Here is a 16,987-nt window from a genome sequence, read left to right on the forward strand (position 1 = left end):
AGGGTAAATAAATAGTTATCGCGATAATGTTCTGTTTTATCCTGTCTTTCTGGATATTGTACGGTTAAAAATGTTGTAAATTTGCTAATTCTTAGCAGAATTTTCTAGTTTGGTCTGGTAAGCTCTGGCACCAAAATAATTAGAGAGACCAAGTTTATGGCCAAGCGTTCACGAGTTGAAACTGAGTTAACCGTTAACCAAATTTTAGATGAAGCCTTTAAACAAATCCTCACGATTGGTTTTGAGGCGATGTCTTATACCACGCTGTCTGCCGCCACTGGAGTCAGCCGAACGGGTATCAGTCATCACTTTCCGCGTAAAACAGAATTTTTAGTGCGTTTAGATCAGCGTATCGGACAGTTTTTTATTGAAGGATTAGATTTTTCTTCAATATCGGCACTAGAGCAATCATGGGCTGAAGTTATGAAACAACCTGAACGTAAAGCAGTATTACAACTGTTTTTTAGTTTATGTGGCAGTAGTGACGAAAGCATGAAAATACTCAAATCGCTTAATATTGTCATCGAGGCTGCGGTTAGTCATTTTGCTGATGCTGGGCGTAAATGTGTTGAGCAACTTATCGGTAATAGTGCCTTGGCATTATTACAAGACGTGCCAAAGTAACTGATCAAATTTCACGAGTTTGTTACATGTACCAATTTGTTGTAAGCACTAAAAATTTTGGCTATTTAAGTTTTACCCTGTAAGTAACAAATCGGTATTAAAATTGACATTATGATCAATACGATATCGAAGAGACTATTCCATATTGGTATCTGAGCATTCAATAAGTTGAATTACGCAGGTATCGTTATGGAATGGTATTTCGTGAACGATGAACATCGCTCACGTATCTTGGTTTACGCCAGCTTTCTACTTTCATATCTGTCGCACATTTGCTGCGCTTGCTCGTCATCAAAAGCACGTAAGCCGCTTAATACTAATGTTTTGACTCCGCTACCAATCACTTTTCCTTCGCTTTGCAGTTCAAAGGTGAGGGTGACATCGCCACGCTTACCATCAATCGCTAAGTCTTGTTTGATAAGGTGCAAACTGATGGTGCTGAAATCAAAATGGTCTAAATGAAATGACATGCTTTCATAAATCACTAATGGGCGGTCAGGGTTAATCATGACCTTGTATTGCTTCATCATCGGCACAAGTACGTGGATAAAGTTCAATCCTGAAAAAGCAACATAACTTTTAATAAATGCCGCTGTTTGAATATCACATTGGCACACCTCACCTTGACGCTCAATATGCAGATATTCTTTGCCTTTGGTGTCGCTAATGCTGAATTTATTGGCCACATTTTTATCGATGTGCAGCTCAACGTTATCACCGACCATGCCGGCAAACTTAAACTGCATGTTTTGGCTTAAGCCGTATTGGGTCAGCACTAGTGCAAATAATAAATCGCCAGGGACACAAAAGCGTTTAGCGCCCACATCGTGTATAGGGTTGAAATCTCCAGCGATTTTTTTGGCGAAGTCACTGGCTTGTTGAGCCGAAATAAACACGCTTTGATCTTGCTTAGTAAAATAAGGTGATAAAAACATAAAGAATAATTCTTATTAGTCAGTTGTCTGCTATCGCACAGCAGCGGTTTGTTACTGATTATGCAGCAATAAACATGCTTTTGGACAACAATATATTAATAAAATAGTTAATTGAGCCAGAGTGTACTTTAAAACATCAATTAAACTCACCCGATGACTAGGCTGTACATCTTTCGCTTCAATTAAAACGTATTTGACTTGAACGAAAATTAATCAGTAAAGAACAACAGACCTAGACTCTAATTACACACCTTTCCATTGCAAATTATTCAAGGGGTATCCACCAAACCACTTTGGCTCATCGAGTACGAAATGAGAGGTGATATTTTCGATGCCTAAATCTGCTTGTAAAAGCTCATCACAAAAGTCATTAAATTCTTCAATAGAAGTGCAAATGACAAAAGCGATATAATCAATTCCACCATTCACTCTTAAGCAGTCGACTATTTGAGGGTATTTTTTTGCAGAACGCTCGAAAATAGAGCAGTTTTGGTAGGTGTTACTCTTTAGCTTAATATTGATATAGGCTTTTACATTAACGCAGAGTTTATTGATATCTAACGCCATAACATACTGTAATATATAGCCACAATCTTCCATCGCTTTTACTCGTTGCAGGCATGCGCTGGGTGACAAACCTACCCGTTCAGATAATTCGTTATTACTAATTCGAGAGTTATTCTGTAGTTCAATAAGAATATTTCGATTTATTTTATCCAGTTTGACAGGTTTTTTTATCATTCATCTTGTCCTTTTATGCCTTGCAAAAGAATAACCTGATTTGTAGGCATTATTCACCAAATAACTCAAAATAGTTAACATGTTTCCGATTAAAATTTTTAATAAATATATGATAATTATTAAATTATAATTTTCTGGAGAGTATAGATGATACATAACCCAAAAGTAAAAATACACACTGACATTGGCGACCTCATCGTTACTCTATACGCTGATAAAGCACCCGTAACAGTCAGTAACTTCTTAAATTATGTCCAACAAAAACGATTCAATAACTCGACGATATTTCGAATTGTCACTGAAAGTAATGCTGAGCAGCCTGAAGATGCCAATACAAAAATTCAAGTGATCCAAGCAGGATTACCGCCCGAACATCCATTACTTTTACCGCCGATAATCCATGAGTCAACAAAAGATTCTGGGCTTTCACATACTCACGGCACCATCTCGATGGCGAGATTTGAACCGGGTAGTGCTGATGGTAGCTTCTTTTTCTGTATTGGCGATCAATTAGAACTTGATTATGGTGGTAAACGTTATAGTGACGGCCTTGGTTTCGCTGCTTTTGGCCGAATTACTGACGGGATAGACGCGTTAACAAGTATTTTTGAACAGGCAGAGCCACAAGAATATCTTAAGAATGAAATCACTATAAAATCAATAGCCTTGATTTGATTTCAAGGCTATTTCGTTTATGGGATAGCCTTATTTTGATTGGTAAGCTAGAGGGATCATTAATATAAAACACGCAACAAAACAGATAGATCCCATTACATTTACCCCTAAGTAGCTAAAGTCTAACATAATTTTACTTGCCACAATCGGACCAACAATGTAACCAACACCAACCCAAGTTTGGGCTGCAGTAATATATTTTCCTGAGTGGTCGGCATCTGAAATAATCGCAAAAGTTCTTGCGCCAACAATACTCCAAAAGAAGCTGAATATACTTAACAAAGCTAAATATTTAAATTCACTGACGTCAAAAGACACAACAATCAAACAAGCACTCATCAACACAATAGAGAGTAGTAACAACAAGGTGCTCTTGCCTTTAATATTTAACCAAGCAAAAAATAGCGCCCCCAATAAGCCCGCTATCATAGCAAGGGCGAGTGCTTGAGAAACATAGTCTAAAGATAATCCTGCATCCGTACCTACAAAGGATATGTAGCTCCACGTACCGCCAATACCGATGTAAAAACAAAATAAACCAGCAAGTGCGATAAGAAAGTATCGCGTGGGAATTGTGTTTATAACGTCATCATTTGTAAGCTTATCTTTGTAGCTTTGGCTGTTTTTGGGTAAATTATTGATGACAAATAATGGTGTTAAATAAAATATTGCCATGGCGACAAATACCCCCTGTAGCCCAGCAAATTGATAAATAGGTGCAACAGCTACCAGCCCGAGTGCTTGCACGGCAACGACTACCGCGGTATAAAATCCAAACCAACGATTTGGGTTAGTCGTCATACCGATTGAAGTGATGCCAACGGCCACGAGTAAACCTTCACCAATGCCTGCAATAACTCGAATGAGGCACAACACCAAAAAATCACCGGTATAGGCTGATGCCAAATTTGCACAGCAACTCAGTAATACTCCGGCAATGACGATATTCCTGAAATTAAGCTTTGCAACAAATGTTGAAAATACGAGGGTAGCCACCACGATGCCCATCGCATCGGTAGCGGCTAAATACCCTACTTGCACATTTGTTAGCTTCATTGTTAATGCAATAACTTCTAAATATACAGGCAAAAATAATAATACTAAGTAACCAATTGGAGCGGTTAATAAGCCTGCTAAACCAAATGCAAAATCTTTGGTTTTATGAATTGGTAATGTAGACATATAATCCTTTTGTTTTTAGAAGTCTTAACATTCAATAAAGTTACTGATTATATTGGTATATTTCTATAGCTTCCTGTTCGGAAATAAATCCATTAACAATATCTTTAGTGATAGATTGTGCTGAACGTTTTAACGGGTCGCCCCAACCGCCACCATTGCCAGTGACTAAGCGTATTAAGTCACCTTTCTCTAAAGGATATCGGCTTTTTCGACTGAATCTAGCTTTTTCATTGCCATTGCTATCAATAATCGCGATATAGTTACAAGAACCGTTCTGGCCACCATTGGTTCCCCATGTTGGTGTGATCCCTCGACCAAAAAAGCTCGAAATATCAGCTCCATCACCTAATATGCGATACTCGAGAATAACCCCTTTACCACCGCGAAATTCACCACAACCAGCACTATCTGGATTAAATTCATAGCGCTCAACGCGAACACCATAACGCTCTTCAGTGATCTCTATGGGTATATTGCTCGTTTCGCCATTGCCAACACAGAACTGACCAGACTCACCATCTTTGATGATATTTGCTCCCCAACCACCGACTAATGGTTCAACCAACAAAAATGGTTCTTTTGTCAGAGGATTAATTCCCGATAAGCTTATTGTGCACACAGAGCCAAATTGACCAGCAGTTAATACTTCTGGAATGGCAGAGGAGAGTGCTTTACGGATCACATCCGCCGCACAAACCATTGACTCAAAATAGGATGAAACAGGAGCAGGGCGCTGGGCTGTTAATATTGTGCCCTCTGGACACTCTACTCTAAGACGTCTAAAGCAACCGTCAGTAGCCGCTGCATTGGGCTTTACAACGCCCATAAATACTTCTCTCGCTGCCGAAACAAGCACACCCATAGTGCAATTAATTGGCCCAAGAGCTTGTTTTGACGAACCTGTAAAATCACAAATAAACTCTTCATCAGTGATAGTGACTTTGACTTTAATGACAAAGGGGCCGTGTCCCATACCATCTTCGTCGATAATATCTTCAGCATAAAAGTCGCCTTTGGGTAACGTTTTAAACTTTTCAAACACCATGGTATCGCCGTGATCTAATAGTTTATCAATTGCTGTTAATGTTGTTTCTTGTCCATATTTTTCTATCAAAGATAAAAAGCGCTGCTCACCTACTTTTAATGATGCCGCACAGGCTTTTAAATCACCCAAGGTCATTTCCGGTAAACGCACATTTGCTTCAATCAAATCTAACAGCGATTGATTGGCAATGCCTTTTTCATACACTTTGATACCCGGGAACTGAAGGCCTTCTTGGTAAATAGAGCTTGCATCAGCACTGTAGCTTCCAGGGTCTTTGCCGCCAACTTCAGTCCAATGAGCTTTATTTGCCGTCCATGCAACCAATGTATGCTGATAAAATATAGGACGGATCATACACACATCGGATAAATGAGTGCCTCCGCCTGAGTAAGGGTCATTTAAGATGAATACATCATCGGCATAAATATTATTGGCATCAAACTTTTCAATGATGCGCTGCACTGCAGCGTCGAGTGTTCCTATAAAACCCGGAATACCGTTACCTTGTGATATTAATCGCCCTTGGGCATCTGTTACCCCAATTCCATAATCTAATGATTCATAAATAATGGGGCTTTTACTACTGCGCTTCAACGCTAAAAACATTTCTTCGCCAATCGCGATTAAGGCATTTTTAATGATTTCTATAGTAAAAATATCAACAGATTTAGGCTGCTGAGGTTCCTTGTTGGCTTGAATTATTGTCATGTTTAAAGTCCTTTAACTTAATACGTTAAGTGGATATGTATGCCACCAAAAGCATCTATTTCTACTTTGTTGTCGGGCAGAATGACTGTCGTAGTCGTTGGTTCTTCAATAATGGCTGGCCCTGAGAATTTCATACCGTGAGTCAATAATTCACGATTATAAAGAGGGGTGTTGTGGGTTCCCAATTCATCGAAATCGACATCGCGTTGGCCAATAATCGCAGTAGAGGCATCTGCACTTTCGCTTTTTGCTACTGGGGTAATTTCAGCTTTATCTAATAGACCAAATGCAACCAAATGAATGTTGACAATTTCTATCGCTGAATCTTCAAGATTGAAGGTATATTCTTGCTCGTGAGCTTGATGGAAACGTTGGGATAAAGTATCAATAAATTCTTTATTTTCGAGCGTTAACCCTGGAACAGGTATTTTTACGGTATGTTCTTGGCCATGATAACGAGCATCAACATAAAGCTCTAACATCACTTTATCTTCACTAAAACCATCTTCTTTGTAGTCTGCTAATGCATTGGTTATCACGCCATCAAAAGCTTTACCAATGTCTGTTTTGCTATCATGGGTAATACTGATTTTATGGGTGTGAATATAATCTCGACGTAAATCAAGCATCAGCATTCCCCATGCTGAAAACACCCCAGCAAAGGGCGGAATAATGACCTTTCGAACATTAAGTTCTTTTGCTAGCGCAGTGGCGTGTAAAGCCCCGCCGCCGCCGAATGCCATCAGTGAAAAGTCGCGTGGATCAAAACCTCTGTTTACCGAAATAAGCTTAAGAGCATTAACCATGTTTGAATTTGCAATTTTCAATACACCATGTGCAATTTCCATGGCGGTGACACCAAGCGTATCACCGAGCTTTTTGAAGGCGTTATGCACAGCTTGTTGAGCAGGTTTGATTTCTCCACCCGCAAAGTTGTCGGGATTAATTCGTCCCGTATAAAGATTGGCATCTGTTGTCGTAGGTTCTGTACCATTACGACCATAAGCCACAGGTCCAGGCGTTGAACCGGCACTTTTTGGCCCTACATGTAAACTACCTGCAGCATCTATCCAGGCAATACTGCCCCCACCATTACCTATTTCAACGATATCAATTACGGGGGTTTTTATGGGATAACCTGCTGTGCTCTGTGTTTTCTCGAGCATATATTCGGTGGTGATCCGCGTCTCACCTTGGTTAATGAGTGAGCATTTTGCTGTTGTACCTCCAATATCTAAAGCTAGCAGGTTTTCGTCACCGATAACTTTACCGTATGCTACAGCGCCTAAAATCCCGCCTACAGGGCCTGACTCTACAAGTGTAATAGGATTTTTACAGGCGGCCTTTAAGGTTGCAATACCGCCATTTGACTGCATGATGTAAGGTGCATTTTTTAATCCCTTTTCGGCGAGTTTTTCATTCAGTTTATTTAAGTATTGCTGAGCGGGTGGGAGCACATATGCTGATAATACTGTGGTGTTCGTTCGCTCATATTCTCTCCACTCCGATGAAATTTCATAAGAGGCAATAACATCCACTTCAGGCCAGTATTTTTGGATCGCTATTACGGCTGCTTTTTCATGCTCATTATTCAAATAAGAATGTAAAAAACACACCGCAATAGCCTGAATATCTAGGGATTTAAAGTACGTTAAGATCTCTGGTAATAATGAGAGATCAAGCGGCGTTATTTCTCGGCCTAAATGGTCTAAGCGTCCGGGGAGTTCTCTGCGTAAATGGCGCTCAACAAAAGGCGTTGGTTTTTGATAGCAATTGTTAAAAATATCAGGGGTGTTACCCCGGGCTATTTCTAACACATCACGAAATCCTTGAGTGGTAATTAACGCTGTTTTCACGCCTTTACGCTCGGTAATCGCGTTGATAACCACGGTTGAACCGTGTGCAAAAAAGTCGACATCGGCTAACGATATATTTGCTTTATCAACAGTATTGATCACCCCTTGCTCAAAATTAGGTGGGGTAGTATCACTTTTAACCGCTTTTACTGTGCCTTGTTCAATGTAAACAAGATCAGTAAACGTACCACCGACATCAGTCGCAACTCTAATCGTCATAATAATCTCTTTAAATAAATCAGAAAGGGTCGCCATATACATGGGCGACCCTAAAACCTAGAATGAATACTTAGCTTGAACCCCAACTTGTCGAGGGCTGTTTTGCATGCGAATTAATGGGTTGTATAGGAATACTGTTTCTGGAGATTGCTCATCTAAGATATTGTTGGCAAACAATGAAACTGACCACGACTCATTATTGACGGTGAAATTAGCGTTGAGGTAGGTGTGAGAGTCTGTTTCTCCGGTATCATCATTGTAGATATCAAAGCTTCTTGGCCCGACAGTGTTAAATGCTAAGCGTGAGCTTAGTAACCAGTCTTTATGTAATTCAGTGTAATGAGTAATAGAGCCATTAAAGTTAAACTTAGAGACGTAAGGCATTGTACCACCTTCAGTTTCTTGTAAATCACGCCCTGATAAGATGTCAGTTCCTTTATTTTCAGTTATTTCGTTATCAATATAACCAGCCCCAAAAGACACTTTAATGTCTTCAGTCACATTGGCAGATAACTCTAGTTCTAATCCATTAATGATCACTTCATCGATATTTAAGTTTTCTAGGGTGAAAGTAGACGGGTTTAAACGCGTAAACTGAGCATCTTGCTGAACAATTCTAAAGGCCGCTAGATTTAACCAAATGGTGTCATCAAGCCAAGTTGTTTTAGAGCCAATTTCAATTGTGTCGGACACTTCTTTATCATATTGACGATTGACGGTAGGTGAGTATTCATTAAAACCACCACTTCTGAAGCCTTTTGAATAGGTGGTGTAAAGTAAAACATCGGGCGTATATTGCCAAGCAAGTGAGGCTTTAGGTTGGAGTTGGCTATAGGTTTGTTCGGCTTTTGATGCCGCTTTATCGCGTTCATCATATGCTTCGCGTGTTTCTGAGTCATACCTTAATGCAAATGTTAACTCTAAATCATCGGTAATATCATAATTACCTTGCCCAAAAAAGGCATAGGCGTAACTGTCTAGGACTGTTTTTTCACCTTCTAATACCAGAGAAGGATCTGAAGCCATTAGTGCTTTTACATCATTGTAGGTCACAAGTTCTGTTGGTGTGACATCAATAACCTGGTCATATGAAACATACCTGTCTTTTGTTTCTGCAAAACTGCCTAAGGCCCAACTAAATCCATCGTTGCTCTCTGAGACAAATCTCACTTCGAGATTCTCTGAACTTTCTTTTATCGGGTTGATTTGTGTTATTGGGAAATAAAAGTTTTCCTCGCTTGCGTCGGAGTGAGTAAAATCACCATCAGCAAAAAACTCAATATCTGAATCATTTGCAGAAAGCACTACCACCAATTTACCTAGGTCAAATTGACTTTCCAGTTTAGAGGATAAAAACCACATTTCTGAAATATCTTCACCGATTGCATTGCTATCGTTTTCAATACTAAAATTTTCTAACTCGTCGGCGGAAATCCTCGCCATATAATTACTACCCTGTCTACTGTTGGAGTAGTTACCTCGAAAAGTGATATCTGTATCGTCAGTCATCAAATAGTGAAGCATTCCTTGGAAGCCATATGCGCTGTCAACAAAGTCGACATCTTCGTTGAAGTGAGCATTATCTATTTGCCCATCACTGTCGCGATAGTTTGCAGATATACGGTAATAAAGTTTGTCTTCAATGACAGCGCCACTCAAGGCTGAATTTAGCTTAACTTCATTCCCTTCGGCATATGATGCCTGTACTGAACCTTCAGTTTCATCGGTTGGGGCTTTAGTGATGATATTAACCGCTCCACCGATAGCATTTTTTCCATAGAGTGCCCCTTGAGGGCCTCTTAGTACTTCAATGCGTTCAATGTTATGCAATCCCTGGTTTATAAATTCTAAATTGGGTACGGTGACTCCATCAACCACATAGGCAATTGGAGCTTCGCCTACTTGAGGAGTTATTAGGCCACGAACGGTGATGAAATTTAAACCAGATCGAAAGTTTTTAGATACATCAAGATTAGGTGTCAGGGCGGCAAAGTCTTTGATTGTTTCTATTCTTGCTTGGGCAACTTCAGAAGCATTTATGACAGTGACTGAGTCTGGGATTTGTTGCAGTGTTTCCACTCGCCCGCGAGAAGTCACAACGATCTTTTCCATTTCGGCATTCTCTGCCTCCTGCGCATAAGCATGGTTTGTGACAACCAATGAATTTGCAATGGCGAGTGCGAGTGTCGTCTGAAAAAAAAGCTTACTTCTGCTCATACTTTTCCCCTGTAATATTATTATCGCTTTCTAATTTTCGTTAACTATAACCTAACGTGTTTTTAACAAAAAAATTACGATGATTAAGTAGTTGAAACAAAAATAATTGCTTAATTTTGTATTGAAAACGAATTATATGTTTTGAACATTCAGGGTGTTTTATTGAATTTATCGTGAATACAAACTGTTGAGTTGGATTTTGACTTTGATAACGCTAATTAAAATTCAAGCTGACAACAGTAAGGTCGAACAGTAAATTAACATCAATTTGATTATGTCAAATTCTGTCGGCGGGAATGATTTGTCGATTATTAATATCGTCTTATCTGAGGGGGCAAGGCAAATTTTACCAAAATAAGAAATTATGTTTACCGTGTTTTTTAATGCTGTACATGGCTTTATCGGCTTGCTCACAAACATTAGTGAACTCGTCTAATTCATCAAATAAGCTGATGCCAATACTGAGGCCTACTTTAATGCTTTCACCCTCCAATTCGATAGGATGTTGATAGTGTGACAGCAAGGTTTTAGCCAATGCTGTTAATCGTTCCACATCATTGCAATGAACTAAAATGACAAACTCATCACCACCAAAACGTGCCACATGATGAAGTGGGTTTTGTGTTGAGTCTACAGTGCTAAACAGTTGATCGCATATTTGCGCAATATCGTTGGCAATATGGATTAATAAACTATCGCCATATCGATGGCCTAAATGATCATTAATAATTTTAAAGCCGTCTAAATCGATAAAACATAACGCGCCATGATGTGTGTTGTGAGAACTTTTTCCTTGTTCAAACGCGGTAATCAGTGCACTTCGATTGAGTAAATTGGTGAGTGGATCCCGATGGGCGAGCTTGGCTAAGTCTTGTTCGTAGCGCTTTTCTTGGGTGACATCAATATGAGTGCCCATAATACGAAGCGGTTCACCGTTAATACCATATTCAATAATACGCCCACGGTCAGACACCCATGCAACAGTGCCATCTTTGTGCACCATGCGATGCACGGCTTGATAAATTTCAGCATTACCGGCTACATGACTTTCAAAGGCTTGTATCACCCAGTCTTTATCTTCCGGGTGGAGATTATTTTTCCAGCTGCTGATATGGGCCGGTAACTCTTCACGGGTAAAACCGAGCAGATGGCCCCACTGTTGATTAAAAATAGTCAGGTTTCCGCTGGGAATATGTTGCTCCCATAGACATAAACCAGTGCCATCAAGCGTAGCGTTGAGTTGCTCGTTTACTCGTTTATTGAGCAATGTAAGCCGATTATTCTCGTATTCTAGTCGCTTGATTTTTTGCTTATGCTGCTCTAGTTCAAGCTGTAATTGAGTAATGATGTCCTGCTGTGCCATGGATAGCTGATAATCCTTTAAGTCCAATGGACCCAGTTTAGCGGGTTATTAAACAAAAAAACACCAGCATTGATTGCTGGTGTTTTGTTTGCCACAAGTTGATTTATAAGGCTTTAAGGATTGCTTCTACACTGTCCTTCGCATCGCCAAACAACATTTGGGTATTGTCTTTAAAGAACAATGGATTTTGTACACCGGCATAACCTGTGTTCATTGAACGTTTAAAGCCAATCACGTTTTGCGCTTTCCACACTTCTAACACTGGCATGCCAGCAATAGGGCTAGTTGGATCTTCCATCGCCGCTGGGTTAACCGTATCGTTAGCGCCAATGACGAGCACGGTATCAGTACTGCTAAAGTCTTCGTTGATTTCGTCCATTTCTAACACGATATCGTAAGGCACTTTAGCTTCTGCCAATAGTACGTTCATGTGGCCAGGTAAACGCCCTGCAACAGGGTGAATACCAAAGCGAACTTTTATCCCCAAAGCGCGCAGCTTTTTAGTGATTTCAGCTACTGGATATTGCGCTTGAGCCACCGCCATACCATAACCTGGGGTGATGATGACTGAGTCAGATGCTTTTAGCATATCAGCGACATCTTCTGCGGTTGTTTCGCGGTATTCGCCCACAGTGTCATCGCCAGTTGATACTGCAGCATCGTTACCAAAACCACCGGCAATAACAGAAATGAACGAGCGGTTCATGGCTTTACACATAATGTAAGACAGAATCGCACCCGATGAGCCCACAAGCGCACCAACAACAATTAGAAGGTCATTAGATAACATGAAACCTGCCGCTGCCGCTGCCCAGCCTGAATATGAGTTCAGCATTGAAACCACAACTGGCATGTCTGCGCCGCCAATTGATGCCACTAAATGCCAACCAAATGCAAACGCGATTAAGGTCATCAAGATGATTGGTGTCACTGCACCACCCGCCTGAACGAATATCACCATTAGAATAAACGACACCACAACGGCCAATAAATTTAATTTATGACGATGAGGTAGCATAAGTGCTTTTGATGAAACCAAACCACGTAGCTTAGCAAACGCCACAATAGAGCCTGTGAAGGTGACTGCACCAATAAAGATGCCTAAAAATACTTCCACTAAGTGAATGTTAAGCATGGCACCGGTTAGATGCTCAGTTTGTTGGGCTTTGCTTGCTTCAGCAAATGCAGCTTTTGCGGTTTCTAGTGTGGTGTTGAGGTCTTGCCCCATGACCACGACAATTTCAGACACTTCGTGTGGTTGGATATCAATAAAGCTATTAAAGCCCACTAATACCGCAGCTAGACCCACAAAGCTGTGCAAAATCGCGACGAGCTCTGGCATTTCAGTCATTTCGACTTTTAATGCTAAGCGAATACCAATCGATCCACCAATGACCATGGCGAGAATAATCCATTCTACGCCGCTTGTAGCAGGATTGAGTATGGTTGCAATAAGCGCAATCGCCATACCAATAATGCCAAATAAATTACCATTTTTAGCAGTTTCTTGTTTTGATAACCCAGCTAAACTGAGAATAAAAAACACCGCGGCAATGATATAAGATGCTGTAACCAGTCCTTGAGACACGATATGACTCCTTAATCTTTACGGAACATCTTCAGCATGCGCTGAGTGACGGTAAACCCGCCAAAGATGTTAATACTGGCAATAAGCACCGCGACAAACGCAAGCGCCGTGACTAATGCTGAACCCTGGCCTATTTGCAATAACGCCCCGACCACAATAATGCCTGAAATAGCATTAGTGACCGACATTAACGGCGTATGCAATGAGTGCGACACATTCCACACCACGTAATACCCCACCACACACGATAGGATGAACACGGTGAAATGCGACAAGAACTCAGCGGGCGCAACTGACGCCACTGCAGCAAAACCGGCTAGACCTAACACAGCTAAAATGTATTTAAGTTTTGACGGTACTTTGTCAACTTTGGCAGCTTTAGGCTCGATACTCGCTGCTGGTTTTTGCGGTGCCGCAGACACTGAAATTGCCGGTGGTGGGAAAGTAATTTCGCCGCCACGAGTCACGGTCATGTTGCGCATGACCACATCATCAAAATCGAGCACTGCATTGCCGTCTTTGGCTTTACACATTAACTTCATCAAGTTGACTAAGTTGGTGCCATAAAGTTGTGACGATTGCGCCGGTAAACGACCGGGTAAGTCGGTATAACCCAATACTTTTACGCCGTTATCGGTAATAAAACGTTCGCCAGTGACGGTGTATTCACAGTTACCGCCAGTTGCTGCCGCTAAATCGACAATCACTGAGCCCGGTTTCATGGTATCGACCATGTCTTTGGTGATCAGCTTTGGCGCAGGACGACCAGGAATTAATGCGGTGGTAATGATGATGTCGACGTCTTTGGCTTGTTCGGCAAACAGTGCCATTTCAGCAGCAATAAACTCTTCTGACATGGTTTTAGCATAGCCGTCAGACGAGCCGCCTTCATTGTTTTCAAATTCAAGCTTTAAGAAACTACCGCCCATTGACTCAATTTGCTCAGCCACTTCAAGGCGAGTATCAAATGCGCGCACTATGGCCCCTAGCGAGCCCGCAGTGCCAATAGCAGCAAGTCCGGCTACACCTGCGCCAATAACCAACACTTTGGCTGGTGGCACTTTACCTGCTGCAGTAATTTGCCCGGTAAAGAAACGACCAAATTCGTGGGCGGCTTCGATCACTGCGCGATAACCACCAATGTTGGCCATCGATGATAAGGCATCGAGTGATTGGGCGCGTGAGATGCGTGGCACCATGTCCATCGCCATCACGGTAATATTGTGACTTGATAGCTTTTCAACAAGCTCAGGGTTTTGGGCTGGCCAAATAAAACTCACCAACGTTGTGCCTGGTTTCATTTTGGCAATTTCGTCATCGGACGGTGCATTCACTTTAAAAATAAAGTCAGCGTCGTACACATTGTCGACCACATCCGCCCCAGCGGCTTCAAATGCAGCATTATCAAAGCTCGACTTCACACCTGCCTGTGCTTCAATTGCCACACTAAAGCCGAGTTTTATTAGCTGTACCACAGTGGCTGGAGTCGCGGCGACTCGAGTTTCACCTTCGATACTTTCTCTCGGTATTCCAATCTGCATGACTGTTTCCTGATGGTTAATAAAAAGACCGTCTATTGTTGTTCCCCATCAATAGACCATTCCGTTTGAGTATTTCTGCCTCACATGCTGCACTTTGAAGATAGAAAAAGAGCAGCATATGACCATTGAAGTCGGGTAAACTATTTAGCCAATGGCATTACGTTGACACAGTTACATTATATTTGCATGTCGTTTTACTCAGAGAACAATCAACCTGATAATTATTCATCAGTTAATTGGCGCTCCTAGCTTGCGACATGAGGCATGTTCGGTACAAGTGCCTTTAGGCTAATTAAAGGGTTTTAAATTAAGGTAATTTAAAAACTTTTAACTGCGCCACACTTTTGTAGCTTAAAAAAACATCTTTGCATATTCCTAAATGGAATAAAAAATCATCTTTTATTCTTTTTTGGTTTTTGTCCGTAGGAGTAAGCTAGTCCACATTACACTGTTATAAGGCCGTCTTATGTTGTTAAAAGAACTTTCAGCTTTAGCATCACCATTGTCTCAAGGACAAGTCGATAAGTTAAAGCAACTCACATCAGAATTATCTTCAGTTCAACTTGCATGGGTCAGTGGTTATCTCGCTGCGAGTGCTAACCAAGGTCAAAGCGGTGTCGAGACGACAGCAGAGACAAGTGCCGCACCAACAGTTACGATTTTATACGGTAGCCAAACGGGCAATGGCCGTGGCGTAGCCAAAGAGCTAGCCGCTAAAGCGCAGGCGCAAGGTTACGCAGTAAATTTAGCTTCTATGGGCGAATATAATGTCCGCCAGCTAAAACAAGAAACCATCTTGTTATTGCTTGTTAGTACTCATGGTGAAGGCGAAGCGCCTGATGATGCGATTGAACTACACAAGTTTTTAGCCTCAAAGCGTGCACCTAAATTAGATAAGCTACATTATTCTGTGCTAGCACTAGGTGATTCAAGTTATGAGTTCTTCTGCCAAACAGGTAAAGACTTTGATGCGCGTTTAAGTGCATTAGGGGCAACATCATTATTACCGTTGGTAGAATGTGATGTTGACTATGAAGATATTTCACAACAATGGCAGGACAGTGTTGTAGAGGCTGTTAAGCCGTACATTCAAGCCTCAAGCGCCAGTGTGGTCTCTATTGGTACGGCATCTGTTGCGGGTGAAAGCGAATATACCAAGCAAAACCCCTATACAGCAGAAGTACTGGTAAGCCAAAAAATTACTGGTCGAGGTTCTGATCGTGATGTCCGCCATGTTGAAATTGATTTAGGCGAGTCAGGATTAACTTATCAGGTCGGTGATGCGTTAGGTGTGTGGTTTAGTAATAATGAAGTGCTTGTTGATGAAGTTATCGCCGCGCTCGGTTTAGCTGCAGACGACAACGTCACCGTGTCGAAACAGTCACTATCATTAAAAGCGGCGTTAACTGACAAGAAAGAATTAACTCAGTTATACCCAGGCCTAGTGAAAACATGGGCTGAGTTAAGTGGAAGTGCTGAACTTGCAGCCATTTGTGAAGACAAAGAACAAACCAGACAGTTTATTCTTAAGCATCAGTTAGCTGATTTAGTCGCAGCATATCCAGCCAAGGTTAGCGCGGTGCAATTGGTTGATATGTTACGTCCATTGACGCCACGCTTATATTCAATAGCCTCTAGCCAGGCCGAAGTGGAAGCTGAAGTACACTTGACGGTGGCGTTAGTTGAAGATGAACGTCAAGGCCAAGCACGTTTTGGTGGGGCATCGCATTTCTTAGCCTCGGCTGAAGAAGGCCAACAAGTTAATGTGTATGTTGAGTCTAATAACCATTTCCGTTTACCCGAAAATCCAAACACACCGGTCATTATGGTGGGTCCTGGTACAGGTGTTGCGCCTTTCCGCGCCTTTATGCAGGAACGTGTTGTTGACGGAGTGTCAGGTGACAGCTGGTTATTCTTTGGTAACCCGCATTTTGAACAAGATTTCTTATACCAAGTTGAGTGGCAGCAATATCTTAAAAATGGCGATTTATCGCGTTTAGATGTAGCTTTCTCGCGCGATCAAGCTCATAAAGTGTATGTTCAGCATCGCATTGCAGAGCAAGCCGAAGCGTTGTGGCAGTGGCTACAAAATGGCGCACATGTGTATATTTGTGGTGATGCAGAACGCATGGCAAAAGATGTACACCAAGCATTAGTGAATATTGCGGTTGAACAAGGTGGCTTAAGCGCTGATGACGCAGAAGCTTACTTTGAAACACTACGTAGTGAAAAACGCTACCAAAAAGACGTGTACTAAATTCGACCTCGGTTGTTAGGCCAAATCTAGCAACCC

At 41.4% G+C, this 16,987-nt stretch carries 12 protein-coding genes; 3 read left to right on the forward strand and 9 right to left on the reverse strand.

The features are described 5' to 3' along the window. Positions 1 to 156 precede the first annotated feature (156 nt). Positions 157 to 624 carry a TetR/AcrR family transcriptional regulator gene (locus H5125_RS10635; protein ID WP_162022321.1) on the forward strand — a complete coding sequence of 156 codons (468 nt, stop codon included), beginning with the start codon at positions 157 to 159 and terminating at the stop codon, positions 622 to 624. Between the two features lie 236 nt (positions 625 to 860). Here H5125_RS10635 and H5125_RS10640 read toward each other — a convergent pair whose 3' ends face one another. Then, positions 861 to 1,559: a DUF3581 domain-containing protein gene (locus tag H5125_RS10640; protein ID WP_182744228.1), complete on the reverse strand. Its 699-nt coding sequence runs from the start codon at positions 1,557 to 1,559 to the stop codon at positions 861 to 863. A 243-nt stretch (positions 1,560 to 1,802) separates the two neighbouring features. Next, positions 1,803 to 2,300: an Lrp/AsnC family transcriptional regulator gene (locus tag H5125_RS10645; protein ID WP_182744229.1), complete on the reverse strand. Its 498-nt coding sequence runs from the start codon at positions 2,298 to 2,300 to the stop codon at positions 1,803 to 1,805. 147 nt (positions 2,301 to 2,447) lie between these two features. On the opposite strand from H5125_RS10645, the gene H5125_RS10650 reads away from it, so the two are divergent. Next, complete coding sequence (locus tag H5125_RS10650) at positions 2,448 to 2,975, forward strand: peptidylprolyl isomerase (protein ID WP_182744230.1); 528 nt, start codon at positions 2,448 to 2,450, stop codon at positions 2,973 to 2,975. Positions 2,976 to 3,005: 30 nt separating this feature from the next. On the opposite strand, the gene H5125_RS10655 is transcribed toward H5125_RS10650, so the two are convergent. The 7 genes from H5125_RS10655 to H5125_RS10685 form a co-directional block, all read right to left on the reverse strand. Further along, entirely contained in the window at positions 3,006 to 4,157 is a 1,152-nt protein-coding gene (locus H5125_RS10655) for an MFS transporter (protein ID WP_182744231.1), read from the reverse strand. Between the two features lie 40 nt (positions 4,158 to 4,197). Then, positions 4,198 to 5,910 (reverse strand): hydantoinase B/oxoprolinase family protein, encoded by a 1,713-nt coding sequence (locus H5125_RS10660; protein ID WP_182744232.1) that lies wholly within the window; start codon positions 5,908 to 5,910, stop codon positions 4,198 to 4,200. A 17-nt stretch (positions 5,911 to 5,927) separates the two neighbouring features. Then, positions 5,928 to 7,985, reverse strand: a complete 2,058-nt coding sequence (locus tag H5125_RS10665; RefSeq protein WP_101086316.1) for a hydantoinase/oxoprolinase family protein — start codon at positions 7,983 to 7,985, stop codon at positions 5,928 to 5,930. Between the two features lie 57 nt (positions 7,986 to 8,042). Continuing rightward, the gene (locus H5125_RS10670; protein ID WP_182744233.1) at positions 8,043 to 10,202 is read right to left on the reverse strand and encodes a TonB-dependent receptor; all 2,160 of its coding nucleotides are present in this window, start codon (positions 10,200 to 10,202) and stop codon (positions 8,043 to 8,045) included. Between the two features lie 346 nt (positions 10,203 to 10,548). Then, positions 10,549 to 11,565 (reverse strand): sensor domain-containing diguanylate cyclase, encoded by a 1,017-nt coding sequence (locus H5125_RS10675; protein ID WP_220487331.1) that lies wholly within the window; start codon positions 11,563 to 11,565, stop codon positions 10,549 to 10,551. 103 nt (positions 11,566 to 11,668) lie between these two features. Further along, a complete protein-coding gene (gene pntB, locus H5125_RS10680) occupies positions 11,669 to 13,153 on the reverse strand; it encodes a Re/Si-specific NAD(P)(+) transhydrogenase subunit beta (RefSeq protein ID WP_101086078.1) in 1,485 nt (494 codons plus the stop codon). A gap of 11 nt (positions 13,154 to 13,164) precedes the next feature. Continuing rightward, positions 13,165 to 14,694: a Re/Si-specific NAD(P)(+) transhydrogenase subunit alpha gene (locus H5125_RS10685; RefSeq protein WP_182744234.1), complete on the reverse strand. Its 1,530-nt coding sequence runs from the start codon at positions 14,692 to 14,694 to the stop codon at positions 13,165 to 13,167. A gap of 466 nt (positions 14,695 to 15,160) precedes the next feature. Here H5125_RS10685 and H5125_RS10690 point away from each other — a divergent pair, with 466 nt between their 5' ends. Further along, positions 15,161 to 16,951 (forward strand): assimilatory sulfite reductase (NADPH) flavoprotein subunit, encoded by a 1,791-nt coding sequence (locus tag H5125_RS10690; RefSeq protein WP_182744235.1) that lies wholly within the window; start codon positions 15,161 to 15,163, stop codon positions 16,949 to 16,951. Positions 16,952 to 16,987: the final 36 nt, after the last annotated feature.

The organism is Shewanella sp. SR44-4 (genome assembly GCF_014163715.1).
Lineage (GTDB): Bacteria > Pseudomonadota > Gammaproteobacteria > Enterobacterales > Shewanellaceae > Shewanella.

What these genes read in the sequence shown, in the direction of transcription:
- H5125_RS10670 (WP_182744233.1), bottom strand. Translation starts at nt 10,202, where the DNA reads ATGAGCAGAAGTAAGCTTTTTTTTCAGACGACACTCGCACTCGCCATT.
- H5125_RS10665 (WP_101086316.1), bottom strand. Translation starts at nt 7,985, where the DNA reads ATGACGATTAGAGTTGCGACTGATGTCGGTGGTACGTTTACTGATCTT.
- H5125_RS10690 (WP_182744235.1), top strand. Translation starts at nt 15,161, where the DNA reads ATGTTGTTAAAAGAACTTTCAGCTTTAGCATCACCATTGTCTCAAGGA.
- H5125_RS10640 (WP_182744228.1), bottom strand. Translation starts at nt 1,559, where the DNA reads ATGTTTTTATCACCTTATTTTACTAAGCAAGATCAAAGCGTGTTTATT.
- H5125_RS10685 (WP_182744234.1), bottom strand. Translation starts at nt 14,694, where the DNA reads ATGCAGATTGGAATACCGAGAGAAAGTATCGAAGGTGAAACTCGAGTC.
- H5125_RS10675 (WP_220487331.1), bottom strand. Translation starts at nt 11,565, where the DNA reads ATGGCACAGCAGGACATCATTACTCAATTACAGCTTGAACTAGAGCAG.
- H5125_RS10655 (WP_182744231.1), bottom strand. Translation starts at nt 4,157, where the DNA reads ATGTCTACATTACCAATTCATAAAACCAAAGATTTTGCATTTGGTTTA.
- H5125_RS10635 (WP_162022321.1), top strand. Translation starts at nt 157, where the DNA reads ATGGCCAAGCGTTCACGAGTTGAAACTGAGTTAACCGTTAACCAAATT.
- H5125_RS10650 (WP_182744230.1), top strand. Translation starts at nt 2,448, where the DNA reads ATGATACATAACCCAAAAGTAAAAATACACACTGACATTGGCGACCTC.
- H5125_RS10660 (WP_182744232.1), bottom strand. Translation starts at nt 5,910, where the DNA reads ATGACAATAATTCAAGCCAACAAGGAACCTCAGCAGCCTAAATCTGTT.
- H5125_RS10645 (WP_182744229.1), bottom strand. Translation starts at nt 2,300, where the DNA reads ATGATAAAAAAACCTGTCAAACTGGATAAAATAAATCGAAATATTCTT.